Below are 16975 nucleotides of genomic sequence, written 5' to 3' on the forward strand. Positions count from 1 at the left end.
TCATTAGCCTCCTACTATGGCCAAAGCAATAGAACCACAAAGGCCGCCTAACAAAGCGCCAATGATGATGTCAGTGAAAAAATGCACCCCGAGCAAAACGCGCGACGTGCCAATTAAGCTCGCCCACACAAAGGCGAAAGTTCCAAGCTCTGGGTAAAAATGATTGATGATGGTCGCCATCACAAAACCAGCAGCCGTGTGTCCAGAAGGTAAGCTGTAGCGATCTGAAGGGGTAATAAAAGCAGGAAGCATTGCGCTCAGTTCTTCGGGCCGACGTCGTTTAAAGCTGTTCTTTAACGTCCAATAAATCGGGAGTTCGATAGCAAATGCAATCAGACCAGCGAGTAAAAACCACTGCCCTTGCTGTTGATCTAAAAACCAGGCTAATAAGCCAAGCACAACATAAAGGTGCCCATCTCCGCTGTGTGAGACCCCTTTACTGATGTTGGCGACCTGTTGATTAAAACGGTGCTGTAAGCACACACTAGAAAACGCCAAATCGAACTTAGCGATAGTGGCGATTGGCTGTGAAATTGTCTCTAAAGCTCGCATGTTACTTCCCTTTACTTTGACAATACCTTTGTATGAAAAGTAGGTGCTGAAAGTGACAGCTACATGACGAGAATTTGGACAATTGATGACAAATGATGTTTCAGAGAGAGAGGGGAAAAGCCTGAAGAGGCATAGGCTTCAGTGACACAATATTGGTATCACTGAAGATTCAAAATGGTAGGCGTTGCGAATTACGATCGATCCGAGCTCTCAGCTGGCGCATCGATATACCAGATTTTTCTCTGCTTGCGACAGGCTCGAAGCGAGCCTGTGGTGATATTGCCATTTTTGGTCAGTTCGTAACTGAGATCACGACAGGTGTAACTACCGAACAACTCGTTATCTTTTGGCTTATCTACCGATGAAGTTTCTTCACTTAACAGAGGGTTAGGTTTGATAGAAAGAATATCGCGATTCACGACATTGCTGCGAGCATAGTCTTTATGGACATAACCTCTGATCAGGCCTTTTTGTTCAACCAACAACCAAGGTTCTCCTTCCACTTTGGCAATCGCGTTAAACACTTCACCTTTTGTTAGCTCCCCCAACTTCTCTCCATCTAAGCTAGGATTAGATCGCAAGTTAAGTGTGGTTTTCGAACGATAAGAGACATCCATAAACTCTAACGTTTTTGATGTGTCCACACCCTCAACGACGGGACGGCTGACTTCAGCCTCTTTCCATTGATTTGGCTGAACACGAATCTTCCACCATGTGTAAGTGTCCGGGTCTTTACCTTTAAACTTATCGCGGTTATCTGATTCCAATGCCACCAGCATTTGATTTAAAAAGGACTCGCGTCCATCTTCACTTAAATACTGATCCATTTGATGATTAATCACCATGACACTTTGGGCATGATCATTTCTCATCACAGAAGAAGCCGTTGCTTCAGCCGATCCAAACTGAAGCAGCTGACAGCCAGACAGAGAAAGTACCGCTATCGCCAGTGTCGAACGTCCGAGTTGTTTCGCGAAATCCATCAATCCTCAACCTATTTGCTTGTAAAATCCATCCATGCAACCGCTCTACTATAAAACGCTCTAATGGAATTAGGCTAATCAATTAACCCCTTTGTGTGATAGCTCGCAAAGCGTGCGGTATAAAACTTCTCTCTCTATTACTCTTCTCATGATTAAGACTTGCTCGAATACAATTTTCCACGCACTAATAAGTGTGCAAAAAAAAAGCGGCTACCAAAGTAACCGCTTTTCGACTCGTTAATGGTTGGTTGAAGTTCGACTCCAAACCTCCGTAGACCAAGTATTGTTGCTTCTCTCTCTTTGGACAATACCTTTGCTATCATAACTATCGATTTGTCGCTGCCATACTGAGTGGAAGGATAGTGGATAAAGAACCAAAGCACTACTGATCGCCAATGCAACTCGGGATTTATAAAACATAACTCACCATCCTTGATTAATTTGCCCTCCATTTTAAATATCTCTCCGCCAGTCGTAATGCATTCACCTAACTAATAACAAGAACTCGATCGAAAAGAACTAAGAAATATTACGTAACTAAAACTCAGTAAAACAAACGGTTACATTTAGTATCAAAGCGCAATAAACACCTGCATTTAAAGCTATTATGAGACTAAAAAGTCGCACCCTCTGAGCAAAATAAAAACGATTCACGCTGCGAATAGCCGCCAACGCTTGAGTCCTCCTAAAAGCCATTAACAGAAATCCACTCATCCGATATGAATAAAAAATCGACTTTAGGGTTGACGTGTTCCATTGAGTGCGGTACTAATTTGTTAACTTAATTTTGTGGAATGCTTAACAACTATGTCAGCACGTTTTTCTATCCTGCTTAGCCTCCTCCTGATCGTGACCAATTCGCGCGGGTAGGCTGTGGAAGAAAAATAACCACACCAATTTCTAAGAAACCCGCATGCAAATGCGGGTTTTTTTATATCTAAATACCGGAAGTAAACGATTAAATTGCACGAAAAGTGCAGAAATCATGAAGGAAGCAAACATGAACGATCAGGTCATTATATTCGACACCACATTGCGTGATGGCGAACAAGCGTTGTCAGCAAGCTTGACGGTTAAAGAAAAACTGCAGATTGCCTATGCGCTGGAAAGGCTAGGCGTTGATGTTATCGAAGCGGGCTTTCCTGTTTCTTCTCCGGGTGATTTCGAATCCGTACAAACCATTGCAAAACACATCAAAAACAGCCGAGTTTGTGCCCTTTCGCGTGCCGTTGCGAAAGATATCGATGCTGCTGCTGAAGCGCTAAAAGTCGCGGACGCATTTCGAATCCACACTTTCATCTCAACTTCGACTGTTCACGTTCAAGACAAACTACGCCGTAGCTACGACGATGTTGTAGAAATGGGCGTAAAAGCCGTAAAACATGCGCGTAACTACACCGATGACGTTGAGTTTTCTTGCGAAGACGCAGGTCGTACGCCAATCGACAACCTGTGCCGCATGGTTGAAGCAGCCATCGATGCTGGCGCAAGCACCATCAACATCCCAGACACCGTTGGCTACACTGTACCAAGTGAGTTTGGTGGCATCATTGAAACTCTATTCAACCGTGTACCAAACATCGACAAAGCGATCATCTCTGTTCACTGTCACGATGACTTGGGCATGTCGGTTGCTAACTCTATCGCCGCTGTTCAAGCGGGTGCTCGCCAAGTAGAAGGCACCATTAACGGTATCGGTGAGCGTGCGGGTAACTGTTCTCTTGAAGAAATCGCGATGATCCTAAAAACCCGCCAAGAATTCATGGGTGTGCATACGGGTCTAAAACACGACGAAATCCACCGAACCAGTAAGTTGGTGAGTCAACTATGTAACATGCCAATCCAGAGCAACAAAGCAATCGTTGGTGCTAACGCATTCAGCCACTCTTCCGGTATTCACCAAGATGGCATGCTAAAGAACAAAAACACTTACGAGATCATGACGCCTGAGTCGATTGGCCTTAAGAACCAAGCATTGAACCTAACCAGTCGCAGTGGCCGTGCTGCGGTTAAGAGCCACATGGACGCGATGGGCTACAAAGAAGAAGAGTACAACCTAGATGCGTTGTACGAAGACTTCTTGAAGCTTGCTGACCGCAAAGGTCAGGTGTTCGACTACGATCTAGAAGCACTAATGCACTTCTCGAACTTGCGTGAAGAAGACGACTTCTACAAGTTGAACTACCTAAGCGTGCAATCTGGCAGCGTAATGGCAACCACCAGCGTCAAAATGCAATGTGGCGATGAAGAAATGTGTGAAGCGGCCGTCGGTAATGGCCCAGTTGATGCGCTATACCAATGTATCTACCGCGTGACAGGTTACGAGATCGTCCTAGACAAGTTCGACCTAACGGCAAAAGGCGAAGGTGAAGACGGTCTTGGTCAAGCAGACATTATCGCTAACTACAAAGGCCGTAAGTACCACGGTACTGGCGTTTCTACCGATATCGTAGAAGCATCTGGCCAAGCGCTATTACACGTTATCAACAGCATTCATCGTGCCGATAAGATTGAAGAGATGAAGCAAAAGAGAATTGCGACGGTTTAATCATTAATTCAAGGAGCTTGAGTCCCGCACCGCAGGCTCCAACCAAATTCGTTTTAGACAAGCTCAAAAAATTTAGAAAATTTAAAGGATTAGCATGACAGACAAATCATACAAAATTGCCGTTTTACCAGGCGACGGCATCGGCCCAGAAGTAATGGCGCAAGCACATAAAGTGTTGGATGCAATCGAAAAGAAGCACGGCATTGCGTTTGAGCGTGACGAGCACGATGTAGGTGGTATCGCGATCGATAATCACGGTTGCCCACTTCCAGAAAGCACAGTAAAAGCGTGTGAAGAGTCTGATGCAGTCCTATTCGGCTCAGTTGGCGGTCCTAAGTGGGAACACTTGCCACCAAATGACCAACCTGAACGCGGTGCCCTACTACCACTACGCAAGCACTTCCAACTGTTCTGTAACCTACGCCCAGCGCAAATTCACTCAGGTCTTGAAGCTTTCTCACCACTGCGTGCAGACATCTCCGGTCGTGGTTTTGATATCGTTGTTGTTCGTGAACTGACGGGCGGCATCTACTTCGGCCAACCAAAAGGTCGTGAAGGTGAAGGTCCAACAGAGAAAGCGTTCGACACTGAGGTGTACCACCGCTACGAAATCGAACGTATTGCAAAAATCGCTTTTGAGTCTGCTCGTCTACGTCGCAAGAAAGTGTGCTCAATCGACAAAGCGAACGTTCTACAAAGCTCAATCCTATGGCGTGAAGTGGTCGAAGAAATCGCAAAAGACTACCCAGATGTTGAGCTGTCACACATGTACATTGATAACGCAACCATGCAGCTTATCAAAGACCCAGCACAGTTCGACGTAATGCTATGTTCAAACATCTTCGGCGACATCATTTCTGATGAGTGCGCGATGATCACTGGCTCTATGGGTATGTTGCCATCAGCGAGCCTAAACGAAAGCAAATTCGGTCTGTACGAGCCAGCAGGCGGCAGTGCGCCAGATATCGCAGGTAAGAACATCGCTAACCCAGTGGCACAAATCCTATCTGCTGCACTGATGCTGCGTTACAGCCTAGGTGAAGAAACGGCGGCACAAGACATCGAAACGGCCGTTTCAAAAGCACTATCAGCGGGTGAGCTAACGGGTGACCTTGCTGGTGACAACCCAGCACTTTCGACGTCTGAGATGGGCGATAAAATCGCTGAGTACATCTTAAACTCTTAATACAACACAGATTCATAATAAATACTAAATCCTCGGTCAACCAATGGCTTTCCTCTAAGTCATTGGTGCAATAGCAAGGCAGCAAGCCCATTTATCTTAAGGCGTTTAGTTCGCTAAATAACTGGATAAATGGGTGTCGCTAACGCAGTTATTGCGGCAAAGGCAACGAGGAAAGGAAGCAAACAATGGGCAAAACACTATACGAAAAAGTCTACGACGCACACGTTGCCGTCGCAGCAGAAGGGGAAAACCCAATCTTGTACATCGACCGTCACTTGGTACATGAAGTGACGTCTCCGCAAGCATTTGACGGCTTGCGTGAAAAAGGTCGCAAAGTGCGTCAGGTCAGCAAAACTTTTGCCACCATGGACCACAACGTTTCGACAACCACCAAAGACATCAACGCATCCGGTGAGATGGCTCGTATCCAGATGGAAACGCTATCGAAAAACTGTGAAGAGTTTGGCGTTACGCTTTACGACATCAACCACAAATACCAAGGCATTGTGCACGTCATGGGCCCAGAGCTTGGTATTACCCTGCCGGGCATGACCATTGTTTGTGGCGACTCGCACACTGCTACACACGGTGCATTCGGCTCTCTCGCTTTTGGTATTGGTACATCTGAAGTTGAGCACGTATTAGCAACTCAAACGCTAAAACAAGCCCGCGCTAAAACGATGAAGATTGAAGTGAGAGGCAAAGTAACTCCTGGTATCACCGCTAAAGACATCGTACTTGCGATCATCGGTGAAACCACAGCTGCTGGCGGAACAGGCTACGTGGTTGAATTCTGCGGTGAAGCGATCACAGACCTTTCAATGGAAGGCCGTATGACCGTGTGTAACATGGCGATTGAGCTAGGTGCTAAAGCCGGTCTAATTGCGCCAGATGAAACCACATTCGAGTACATCAAAGGCCGCAAATTCTCACCTCAAGGTGCCGATTTTGATGCAGCAGTAGAATACTGGAAGACATTGAAAACGGACGATGATGCCCAGTTTGATGCAGTTGTGACGCTAAACGCAGCAGACATTAAGCCACAAGTCACTTGGGGAACTAACCCAGGCCAAGTGATCGCGGTAGATCAACCGATCCCAGCACCAGAAAGCTTTACCGACCCAGTAGAGAAAGCTTCTGCTGAAAAAGCATTGGCATACATGGGCCTAGAAGCAGGCAAAGCACTTTCTGATTACAACGTCGATAAAGTCTTCGTTGGCTCTTGCACCAACTCTCGCATTGAAGACATGCGCGCAGCCGCAGAAGTGGCGAAAGGTCGCAAAGTCGCGTCTCACGTTCAAGCGCTAATCGTTCCTGGCTCTGAGCAAGTAAAAGCGCAAGCAGAAGCGGAAGGCTTGGACGTTATCTTTAAAGAAGCGGGCTTTGAGTGGCGCCTACCGGGTTGTTCGATGTGTCTAGCAATGAACAACGACCGTTTGGGACCTCATGAGCGCTGTGCGTCTACTTCAAACCGTAACTTTGAAGGTCGCCAAGGCCGTGATGGCCGTACCCACTTGGTTAGCCCTGCGATGGCAGCGGCAGCGGCAATTGCTGGTCACTTTGTTGATATTCGTGAGTTGGATTAGGTTAAGGAGAGAACAGATGTCAGGTTTTAAACAACACACAGGCTTAGTTGTTCCTCTAGATGCAGCGAACGTAGATACTGATGCCATCATTCCAAAGCAATTCCTACAAAAGGTCTCTCGCCTAGGGTTTGGTAAGCACCTATTCCATGACTGGCGATTCCTAGATGATGCTGGCGAACAACCGAACCCAGAGTTCGTGATGAACGCTCCGCGCTACCAAGGCGCATCTATCCTGCTAGCTCGTGAAAACTTCGGCTGTGGTTCATCTCGTGAACACGCACCGTGGGCACTAGCGGATTACGGCATCAAAGCGATGATCGCACCAAGCTTTGCCGATATTTTTTACGGTAACTCGATCAACAACCAAATGGTGCCAGTTCGTTTGACTGAGCAAGAAGTGGATGAGATCTTCCAGTTTGTTGAGGCTAACGAAGGTGCAAAAGTGGAAGTGGACCTAGAAGCGAATGTGGTTCGTGCCAACGGCAAAGAATATGGTTTTGAAATCGATTCGTTCCGTCGTCACTGCTTACTAAACGGTTTGGACAACATTGGCTTAACCCTTCAACACGAAGATAAGATTGCCGAGTACGAAGCGAAGATCCCGAGCTTCTTAAGCTAATTAAAATCGCAATTTAAACAAATAAAAGGTTGGCTTATGCCAGCCTTTTTTCTTTTATTTTCATTGCCTCAAGAAAGAAACTTCGCCTTATGCAGGTCTACAATATCAATAAGGTTTTAACCCAAAGGTATCTCTATGAAGCGTCTGTTATTGCTCTTGTGTGCTCTCGTTTCTTTCTCAACATTTTCCGCACCTAAATCGGATTTGTGGCCGTATTGGAAACAATCGAATCAAGCTAGCCAAACCAAGATTTCTCATCAAGAGTGGCAACAACTGCTTGATAGTTATTTAGTTAAGCAAGGTGAGAATACTTTGTTTCGCTATAGCAAAGTCACGACCTTCGACAAAGCGAAGTTAAAGCAGTACATCCAAAGGCTCGCAAAACTCGACCCTCTACAGTACAACCAAGCGGAGCAATACGCCTACTGGGTAAACCTTTACAACGCCATCACTGTCGACTTAATCCTAGATAACTATCCTGTCGAGTCGATTACCAAACTTGGTGGGCTATTTAGCTTTGGCCCTTGGGGGGATGATGTGGTCGTGGTCAATGGGAAGGATCTGACTTTAAACGATATTGAGCATCGTATTTTGCGCCCGATTTGGAATGACCCAAGAACCCATTACGCGGTTAACTGTGCCAGCTTAGGATGCCCTAACCTGCAGCCTCATGCATTCACCGCTGAAAACACACAAGCTCTACTGGATAGTGCCGCTAAAACATTTATCAACAGCAGCAAAGGCGTATCTATCCAAGGTAACACGGCACAGCTGTCTTCTATTTATGATTGGTTTGCAACGGACTTTGGTGGAGAAAAACAAATCTTCAAACACATTGCAAAGTACGCACCGCAATACAAAAACTTCTCTGGCAAAGTGAAATACGAATACGATTGGACCTTAAATCAAGCTAACTAAAGAAGTTACTGATAGGCTAATACGCTTTGGGCTTCCCATAACCGAAAAGCAAAAGGACACCAGTAAACCAAACGCTGAGTATAAGAACGAGAAAAGGGCACTGAGTGCCCTTTTTGTTTTTGAAGCTTGATAGAAAACGTCCGACTACTTAAAACCTTTCACTTTCTTTATCAGATCGTAAGCATTTTGAATTTCTTGCGATTTTTCTTTTGCGACGTTCATCATCTCAGGTGGTAAGCCCTTCGCCATCAACTTATCTGGGTGATGCTCATTCATCAACTTGCGGTAAGCACGCTTCACCGTTTTACTGTCCGCATCTGAGTTAACATCCAAAATCTTGTAGGCATCAGCCAACTGATCCGCTTGTGAAGCTTGTTGCCAACCAGCTGATTGGTATTGTCCCTGCTGCTGGCCATGGAAACCACCTTGGCTTTGAAAACGAAACGCGGCTTCTTGCATGTGCAGGCGACGCTCTAATTGCTCTGAAGAGAAACCTAAACCGCGGGCAATTTTATGCAGGACATTACGTTCACTCGGATGAATCGAGCCATCAGCAAACGCAGCAGAGATCTGAAGCTCCAAGAAAAATTGCAATAAATCAAAACGCCCTGCTGAAGAGATTTTCACGCGAACCAATACATCTTCAAGCGGAAAATCACTCTCTTTACCATCACGGAACGCTTCTTGTGCCGCACGACGTTGCTCGCCATGTAAACTCATACGGTCCATCATCGCAGACGCTAGTTGAATCTCTTCTTTGGTGACTTGACCTTTGGCTTTAGCCACATGTCCCATAACTGCGAATGCAGCTTTAAAAAATTCTTCCTGACGTTGTGCCTGGCTAGGACCTTTACCAAAGCCCCCCGTCGAAAAACCCGCTTGGCTTAAACGACGTGCTTTATCGAATTGATGACCGATAAATAGACCAAACAATAAACCGAATGGGCCACCGAGTAACAACCCAAAAAAGGCACCCAAGATTTTGCCAAAAATATGCATTATGTGTTCTCTATCAATGAATTTTTATCGACGACGGCGGTCTTATAGTGCCGGACGCAACGATTTCCTTTATGATAATGGAATTAGTTTTATTACGGTCAGGCTATTTCGCCTGCTTATCTTTGCAGCTATTTTATATTGGCATTATGCCACAGCGAATCCATGCTCTGGGATAATTGCAAACTATAGTTGATTCATTTGGCTATATAGCGAGGGTACAACAAGCCCTATAGCCATCGAGTAGTAGTGACACAGGAAAGTTCAATTCAATGCAACATTTCTCCCGCACATGTTTAGCGGCCTCTATCAGCACCGCCTTGTTTGTACCCACCACTCAAGCTGAAGCGAATATCCATGATAGTGTGCAGGAAATGCCCACCACAGATCAATGTTTGGTCGAGACAAGTGGTGAGGAGGACGCGCTTAATTCCCCAGTGGTTGTTCAAGCTGATAGTCTACAAGCCATCAATGGCGATAAGGCTCAGTACTCTGGCAACGTAGAAGTTACGCAAGGTCCAAAGAAAATCACCGCCGATAGCGTAACGCTTCATCAACAAGATAACGTGGTCGTGGCAGAAGGCAATGTAACCTTCAATGACGGTCAGGTTAAAGCACGTTCAGATCGTGTTACCAACGACATCAATCAAGATACGTTTTCGCTTGAAAACACCAACTACCAGTTCTTGTGCCAACAAGGTCGCGGTACCGCTGCGTACATCGCCCGTACTGGTCAGTCAGTGTATGAACTTGAAGATGGTTCGATTACCTCTTGTCCTCAAGGTGACAACTCTTGGCGCTTAGTGGCTTCGGGCATCGATGTTGATCAAGATGAAGAGACGGCAACGTTACATCACCCACGTTTTGAGATCATGGACGTGCCTGTTTTCTACGTGCCGTACATGACGATGCCAATTGGTGACACGCGTAAAACGGGCTTCCTATTCCCATCCATGTCATACGGCTCTAGCGACGGTATGGAAGTTGAACTTCCTTTCTACTGGAATATCGCGCCGCAATACGACATGACACTTACTCCGCTCTACATGCAGAAACGTGGCACCAAGCTTGACTCTGATTTCCGTTACCTAACCGAAGGTTGGGGTGAAGGTGAAATCAAAGGCGAGTACATGAGCAGCGACAAACGCTACGAGGACGAATCTCGTTGGGGTTACCAATTCAAACACGATGGCATCATCAACAAACAGTGGGTGGTCAGTGTTGATTACTCAAAAGTGAGTGACATCGACTACTTCCGTGACCTGGATTCTGACATTGGTAACCGAGAAGACGGCCAATTGCTTCAAGAAGGCGAAGTACAGTACCGTTCAGACTTCTGGGACGCCTCTTTGTCTGTCCGAGATTTCCAGATACTTTTGAAAGAAGAAAACCAACCGTACCGTCTATTGCCGCAGCTGGACTTGAACTACTACACCCCACTTTTGGGTAACTACGTCAACTTTGACGTGAAGAGCCAGATCAGCCGTTTTGACACTGACGATACAGCGAAGCCTGACGCGACTCGTGTGCACGTAGAGCCAGGCCTCACGATTCCTCTATCAAACTCTTGGGCGACATGGACCACAGAAGCTCGCGTATTATCGACCTACTACTCCCAAGATCTGAGTGGCTTAACAGACACCGATCTAAGAAATCAACTCGATGAGACCGTATCGCGTGTTATTCCAGAATTCCGCACACATGCTCAGATGTACTTGGAGCGTGATACCAGCTGGATAGAAGGCTACACACAAACATTGGAACCACAGCTTCAGTATTTGTATGTACCAGATGAAGACCAAACTAACATCTACAACTACGATACGACGTTACTGCAAACTGACTACTACGGTCTATTCCGCAGTCGTAAATACAGTGGTATCGATAAAATCGCGTCAGCAAACCAGTTAAGCTACGGTGCAAGTACGCGTTTCTTTGATGATGATTACAAAGAACGTCTTAACGTTTCGTTTGGTCAGATCTACTACTTCGATAAGAAAACCAAGATCAGCAATAATCCGAGCCTACCGGATGAGACCTCAAACTACTCATCATGGGCGGTTGAAACTGATTTCAACTACAACGATTACTTGTTCTATCACGGTGGTATCCAGTATGACATCGACCTGAGCTCGATGCAGTTAGCGAACAGCACTCTGGAATACCAATTTAACGGTGGCTTCATTCAAGGTAACTACCGTTACGTTACTCGTGAATACATTGAAGATACGATCATTCTCGAAAACCTCGACACAATCACTCGTAAAGGTATTTCACAAGCAGGTATCGTAGCCGCGTATGAATTCAACCCGAGTTGGTCGGCAAGCGGCCAGTACTACTACGACTTAAACGAAAACATCGATATGGAATGGCTTGCCAGCCTCCGCTACCAATCAGATTGTTGGTACTTCGGTCTAACTTACTCAAACCAATTATTGGGCTGGGATGACAAAGCAATCGGAAGCGACGGTGCTTCTCCGGAATACGAAAACAACATCAGCGTTAACTTCGGTATTCAAGGCTTTGCTACCAATCAACGTGCGATTACCGCAGAAAAAGAACTTGATGGTTCGGACAACGCGATCAAATACGGTCGTCCATTCTATTTGAACAATTAATCGAATTGAGCGTCTTAACTACTAGTAAGACGCTCAACTCTATAATACTGACGGAATTTTAAATGAAAATTTGGAAATCAATCATCTTCACAACCCTATTTTCTTTAGGTGTTAATGCTGCACCTGTAGAGCTTGATCAGGTTGCTGTTATCGTCAACGACGGTGTGATTTTACAAAGCGACATCAACACTGCAATGAAAACACTTCAAGCTAATGCTCGTCAGAGCGGTAAGAGCTTACCTTCAGCAAGCGTGTTGAAAGACCAAGTGGTTGAGAAACTGATCATTGATACGCTTCAAGGTCAAGAGGCTGAACGTATCGGCGTACGAATTGATGACAACCGCTTGAATCAAGCGATTGCAGAAATCGCTCGTAACAACAACCAAAGCGTTGAGCAACTTGCCGCCTCTGTCCAAGCTGAAGGGTTAAGCTACTCTGAATTCCGCGAACAAATTCGTAAAGAGATCGCCGCGTCTGAAGCTCGTAATGCGCTTGTACGTCGTCGTATCAACATTCTCCCAGCGGAAGTCGATAGCCTAGCAGAACAACTTTCAACAGAAACCAACGCAACCGTTCAATACAAAATCGGTCATATCCAATTGCGTTTCTCTGACGATAAAGACAAGTCAGAAGTCGAAGCAGAAGCGAATGCATTAGTGAAAAAATTGAAAGATGGTGCGGATTTCTCGCAAATGGCCTACACCTACTCAAAAGGTCCAAAAGCCTTGCAAGGTGGTGACTGGGGTTGGATGCGTAAAGAAGAAATGCCAACTATCTTCGCAGACCAAATCAAAATGCAAAACAAAGGCAGCATCATTGGTCCATTCCGCAGCGGTATTGGCTTCCACATCCTAAAAGTAGAAGATGTAAAAGGCCTAGAAACAGTCGCGGTCACAGAAGTCAATGCTCGACATATTCTGATCAAACCGACCGTTATCCTAAGCGATGATGGTGCGAAGAAGCAGCTAAATGAATTCATTCGTCGCATTAAAGCGGGTGAAGCAACCTTTGCTCAATTGGCAACACAATACAGCCAAGATCCAGGTTCTGCAGCACAAGACGGTGAACTGGGCTACCAAACACCAGACCTATACGTACCAGAATTTAAACACCAAGTTGAAACATTGCCTGTAGGCTCAATCAGTGAACCATTCAAAACTGTACACGGCTGGCACATTGTTGAAGTTTTAGACCGTCGTCAAGTTGACCGCACTGACTCAGCAATGAAAAACAAAGCCTACCGCATTCTTTTCAACCGTAAGTTTAACGAAGAAGCAGGCGCATGGATGCAAGAACTACGAGCAAGCGCGTTTGTTGAAATCGTGGATAACAATGATGGCAACTAATTCGATTCGAAGAATCGTCGTAACCGCAGGGGAACCTGCGGGGATCGGCCCTGATTTGGTGCTGGCCTTATCAAAGGAAGACTGGGCGCACCAAATCGTCGTTTGTGCAGACAAGAATGTCTTAGCAGAAAGAGCTAAACAGCTCGGCATAGACGTTCAACTGTTTGATTACAATCCAGAAGAAGCACCAAAAGCGCAACAAGCTGGCACATTAATCGTAGACCACATTGAAATCGCTGAAACCGCGGTTGCAGGTCAACTTAATGAAGCCAACGGCCACTACGTATTAAAAACGTTAGAAAGAGCCGCTTTGGGCTGTATGAATGATGAATTTGATGCTATTGTCACCGGCCCTGTACATAAGGGGGTGATAAATCGCTCAGGTGTTGCATTCAGTGGTCACACTGAATTCTTTGCTGAAAAGTCCAATACACCATTGGTCGTGATGATGTTAGCGACTGAAGGACTGCGAGTGGCACTCGTCACCACGCATATTCCTCTGGCTTACGTATCAAAAGCCGTTACGGAAGAGCGATTAGAAAAAATCATCGATATTCTTCATAAAGATCTTGTAGAAAAATTTGCCATCTCGCAACCAAACATCTATGTTTGCGGGCTAAATCCACATGCGGGAGAAGATGGCTGTTTAGGTCGCGAAGAGATCGAAACCATCACTCCGACATTGGAAAAGATTCGACAAGAAAAAGGAATCAATCTGATTGGCCCTTTGCCGGCAGATACCATTTTCAATGAAAAGTATTTAAACGATGCTGATGCTGTTTTAGGTATGTACCACGATCAAGTGTTGCCTGTATTAAAATACAAAGGCTTTGGTCGTTCAGTAAACATTACACTTGGTCTACCATTTATAAGAACCTCGGTGGATCACGGTACTGCATTAGAACTGGCAGGGACAGGTCAAGCGGATACAGGGAGCTTCCGAACAGCGCTCACGCATGCGATAGAATTGGTAGAGAAGAAACAATGAGAAATGATGTCCATTTAGGACACAAAGCGCGTAAACGTTTTGGTCAAAACTTCCTGAACGATCCATACATTATTGACGGTATCGTATCATCAATTAACCCAAGACCTGGCCAAAACCTTGTTGAGATCGGTCCAGGCCTTGGTGCAATTACAGAACCTGTGGGTCGCGAAGTCGACAAGTTCACGGTTATTGAACTCGACCGAGATCTAGCAGAACGTCTACGCAACCATCCAGAATTAGCTGACAAACTGACTATTCATGAAGGCGATGCTATGCGCTTTGACTTCACGCAGTTAGTGAAGCCAAACAACAAGCTACGTATCTTCGGTAACTTGCCATACAACATCTCGACACCATTGATGTTCCACCTATTTGAATTCCATAAAGACATTCAAGACATGCACTTTATGCTTCAAAAAGAAGTGGTAAACCGTTTAGCCGCAGGTCCAGGCAGCAAGGCTTACGGCCGCCTAACGGTAATGGCTCAGTACTACTGTAAAGTTGTACCTGTTCTAGAAGTACCACCAACAGCGTTTGTACCGCCACCGAAAGTTGATTCAGCAGTCGTACGCTTAGTGCCTTACGAAGTCCTTCCGCACCCTGCGAAAGATTTGCGTTTGTTGGAGCGCGTATGTCGCGAAGGCTTTAACCAGCGTCGTAAGACCGTTCGTAACTGCTACAAGTCGCTATTGAGTACAGAAGTATTGGAAGAGTTGGGCGTAAACCCAAGTATGCGTCCAGAAAACCTAACGCTACAACAGTTTGTCGCCATGGCGAACTGGCTTGCGGATAATCCGCAGCACCAATAACTCAAACGATGAGCCAAACCCTTCGCGGTTTGGCTTATTATTATTGAGATAATCCGTTTTTCGAGGAGTGCACATGGACGTCATTCAACCTTGCATCAAGATTCAAGTTCACACCAAATACATTGAAGAACAGTCCAACCCAGAACTGCAACGTTTTATCTTCGCCTACGTCATCACCATCAAAAACCTCAGCCAACAAACCGTACAATTACTCAGTCGTCGCTGGTTAATTACGGATTCAAATGGCAAACAAATGACGGTAGAAGGCGAAGGTGTTGTCGGACAACAGCCCTTTATTCCTAGCAATGATGAATACACCTACAGTAGCGGTACTGCATTAGAAACTCCAGTAGGTGTCATGCAAGGACACTACATGATGTTGGATGAGAAGGGACAAGAGTTTCTCACCGAAATAGACCCTTTCCGACTTGCTGTTCCCAATGTCCTAAATTAATCAGGAGAGTCAGTGGCTACCTACATCGTTGGTGACATTCAAGGCTGTTTCGATGAACTGCAACAGCTACTAGAACACGTTAATTTCTCAACTCAACACGATCAACTTTGGCTTGCTGGTGACCTGGTGGCAAGAGGGCCTAAGTCATTAGAAACACTGCGCTTTGTTAAATCCCTTGGCGACAGCGCTAAAGTTGTCCTCGGCAATCACGATCTGCACCTAATGGCGGTTTCTAAAGGCTTAAAGAAGGTGAAGGACAAAGATAAAACCGCACCTATCTTTTCCGCACCAGATAAAGATGATCTACTCACTTGGTTAGCACAGCAACCACTCATGGCGGAACACGATGAGTTCGTTATGTGTCATGCGGGCATCTCACCTTTATGGGATCTACAGACGGCTCGAGCATGTGCACGTGAGGTCGAGGCGATAATTCAGAGTGAGCAACTGCATTGGTTACTGGAAAATATGTACAGCAACCAACCTGATCTTTGGGAGGAATCTCTATCAGGCTTAGATCGCTATCGCTATACCATCAATGCATTTACCCGTATGCGCTTTTGCTTTCCCGATGGCCGCTTGGATATGGACTGTAAACTTCCACCACAAGAAGTTTCAGAAGATGAGCTTGTTCCTTGGTTTAAACTGCCAAAACGTGTGCCTTTAGAAAAAGCGGTCTTATTTGGTCACTGGGCAGCACTGCAAGGCTACATTGAAGAGAGCATTATTGGCCTTGATACGGGCTGTGTTTGGGGTGGCTCATTAACTATGATTCGCTGGGAAGATAAGCAAGTTTTCACCCAAGAAGCACTCAGTTAACAATTCGAATTAGCGGACTAGAAAACAAAAAGCACCGTATTGACGGTGCTTCTCTTATTCTAGCTGGTTACTTTTCTAGAACGGTGAAACGCATGTTATACGCATTTTTTTCATCCGCTTGATACGCTTCAGAGTATGTTTCTTTAAACTCATTCCCCCAATCTGGGAACTGAGTATCACCCTCGATTTCAGCTTCAATATGAGTGACATATAGCTTATTTGCTATTGCCAAGCATGCAGCGTAAATCGCGCCACCACCAATGATCATCACTTCTTCACTGTCACCAGCAACCTCAAGCGCCTGCTCAATCGACGTAACAGTCGTGACACCTTCAATGGAAAGTGAAGTATCACGGCTGATGACAATATTCAAACGGCCAGGTAAAGGGCGTCCGATTGATTCATAAGTTTTACGTCCCATCACAACAGGCTTACCCATTGTACAACGCTTAAACCATGCAAAATCTGCCGGAAGATGCCAAGGCATCTGGTTGTCTTTACCGATGATACGGTTGTCTGCCATCGCGGCAATCATGCTGATGATCATATTGGG

Annotated in this window: 15 protein-coding genes; 11 read left to right on the plus strand and 4 right to left on the minus strand. The window is 45.7% G+C overall.

The genetic code is table 11. The features are described 5' to 3' along the window. Nucleotides 1–3: 3 nt before the first annotated feature. A complete protein-coding gene (locus VJL_RS12390) occupies nucleotides 4–552 on the minus strand; it encodes a phosphatase PAP2 family protein (RefSeq protein ID WP_038866139.1) in 549 nt (182 codons plus the stop codon). 191 nt (nucleotides 553–743) lie between these two features. Further along, the gene (locus tag VJL_RS12395; RefSeq protein WP_038878304.1) at nucleotides 744–1535 is read right to left on the minus strand and encodes an SH3 domain-containing protein; all 792 of its coding nucleotides are present in this window, start codon (nucleotides 1533–1535) and stop codon (nucleotides 744–746) included. Between the two features lie 1000 nt (nucleotides 1536–2535). Here VJL_RS12395 and leuA point away from each other — a divergent pair. From leuA to VJL_RS12425, 5 genes are all read left to right on the plus strand, one after another. Further along, nucleotides 2536–4083 (plus strand): 2-isopropylmalate synthase, encoded by a 1548-nt coding sequence (gene leuA / locus VJL_RS12405; RefSeq protein ID WP_010445640.1) that lies wholly within the window; start codon nucleotides 2536–2538, stop codon nucleotides 4081–4083. Between the two features lie 94 nt (nucleotides 4084–4177). Then, nucleotides 4178–5269 carry a 3-isopropylmalate dehydrogenase gene (gene leuB, locus VJL_RS12410; protein ID WP_005430431.1) on the plus strand — a complete coding sequence of 364 codons (1092 nt, stop codon included), beginning with the start codon at nucleotides 4178–4180 and terminating at the stop codon, nucleotides 5267–5269. Nucleotides 5270–5454: 185 nt separating this feature from the next. After that, on the plus strand, nucleotides 5455–6855 hold the full coding sequence (leuC, locus tag VJL_RS12415) for a 3-isopropylmalate dehydratase large subunit (protein ID WP_038866134.1): 1401 nt from the start codon (nucleotides 5455–5457) through the stop codon (nucleotides 6853–6855). Nucleotides 6856–6871: 16 nt separating this feature from the next. Next, on the plus strand, nucleotides 6872–7474 hold the full coding sequence (leuD, locus tag VJL_RS12420) for a 3-isopropylmalate dehydratase small subunit (protein WP_038878308.1): 603 nt from the start codon (nucleotides 6872–6874) through the stop codon (nucleotides 7472–7474). A gap of 135 nt (nucleotides 7475–7609) precedes the next feature. Continuing rightward, nucleotides 7610–8392 carry a DUF547 domain-containing protein gene (locus tag VJL_RS12425; protein WP_038878310.1) on the plus strand — a complete coding sequence of 261 codons (783 nt, stop codon included), beginning with the start codon at nucleotides 7610–7612 and terminating at the stop codon, nucleotides 8390–8392. A gap of 144 nt (nucleotides 8393–8536) precedes the next feature. Here the strand turns inward: VJL_RS12425 and djlA are convergent, their stop codons facing one another. Further along, nucleotides 8537–9391: a co-chaperone DjlA gene (gene djlA / locus VJL_RS12430; RefSeq protein WP_038866131.1), complete on the minus strand. Its 855-nt coding sequence runs from the start codon at nucleotides 9389–9391 to the stop codon at nucleotides 8537–8539. A 269-nt stretch (nucleotides 9392–9660) separates the two neighbouring features. On the opposite strand from djlA, the gene lptD reads away from it, so the two are divergent. The 6 genes from lptD (at nucleotide 9661) to apaH (ending at nucleotide 16422) form a co-directional block, all read left to right on the plus strand. Beyond that, nucleotides 9661–12006, plus strand: a complete 2346-nt coding sequence (gene lptD, locus VJL_RS12435) for an LPS assembly protein LptD (protein WP_038866130.1) — start codon at nucleotides 9661–9663, stop codon at nucleotides 12004–12006. A 62-nt stretch (nucleotides 12007–12068) separates the two neighbouring features. Continuing rightward, nucleotides 12069–13352, plus strand: a complete 1284-nt coding sequence (gene surA / locus VJL_RS12440) for a peptidylprolyl isomerase SurA (protein WP_038878312.1) — start codon at nucleotides 12069–12071, stop codon at nucleotides 13350–13352. Beyond that, nucleotides 13342–14340 carry a 4-hydroxythreonine-4-phosphate dehydrogenase PdxA gene (gene pdxA / locus VJL_RS12445; protein ID WP_038866128.1) on the plus strand — a complete coding sequence of 333 codons (999 nt, stop codon included), beginning with the start codon at nucleotides 13342–13344 and terminating at the stop codon, nucleotides 14338–14340. Before surA ends, pdxA begins: the two co-directional genes overlap by 11 nt. Beyond that, complete coding sequence (gene rsmA, locus VJL_RS12450) at nucleotides 14337–15149, plus strand: 16S rRNA (adenine(1518)-N(6)/adenine(1519)-N(6))-dimethyltransferase RsmA (RefSeq protein WP_038866127.1); 813 nt, start codon at nucleotides 14337–14339, stop codon at nucleotides 15147–15149. The genes pdxA and rsmA overlap by 4 nt, the downstream gene beginning before the upstream one ends. 73 nt (nucleotides 15150–15222) lie before the next feature. After that, nucleotides 15223–15603, plus strand: coding sequence for a Co2+/Mg2+ efflux facilitator ApaG/CorD (gene apaG, locus VJL_RS12455; RefSeq protein ID WP_038866126.1), 381 nt, complete (start codon nucleotides 15223–15225; stop codon nucleotides 15601–15603). A 12-nt stretch (nucleotides 15604–15615) separates the two neighbouring features. After that, nucleotides 15616–16422, plus strand: coding sequence for a bis(5'-nucleosyl)-tetraphosphatase (symmetrical) ApaH (gene apaH, locus VJL_RS12460; RefSeq protein WP_038878314.1), 807 nt, complete (start codon nucleotides 15616–15618; stop codon nucleotides 16420–16422). 67 nt (nucleotides 16423–16489) lie between these two features. Here the strand turns inward: apaH and folA are convergent, their stop codons facing one another. Beyond that, nucleotides 16490–16969: a type 3 dihydrofolate reductase gene (folA, locus tag VJL_RS12465; RefSeq protein WP_038866123.1), complete on the minus strand. Its 480-nt coding sequence runs from the start codon at nucleotides 16967–16969 to the stop codon at nucleotides 16490–16492. Nucleotides 16970–16975 lie beyond the last annotated feature (6 nt).

The sequence above is a fragment of the Vibrio jasicida CAIM 1864 = LMG 25398 genome (assembly GCF_000400365.1).
Classification (GTDB): domain Bacteria; phylum Pseudomonadota; class Gammaproteobacteria; order Enterobacterales; family Vibrionaceae; genus Vibrio; species Vibrio jasicida.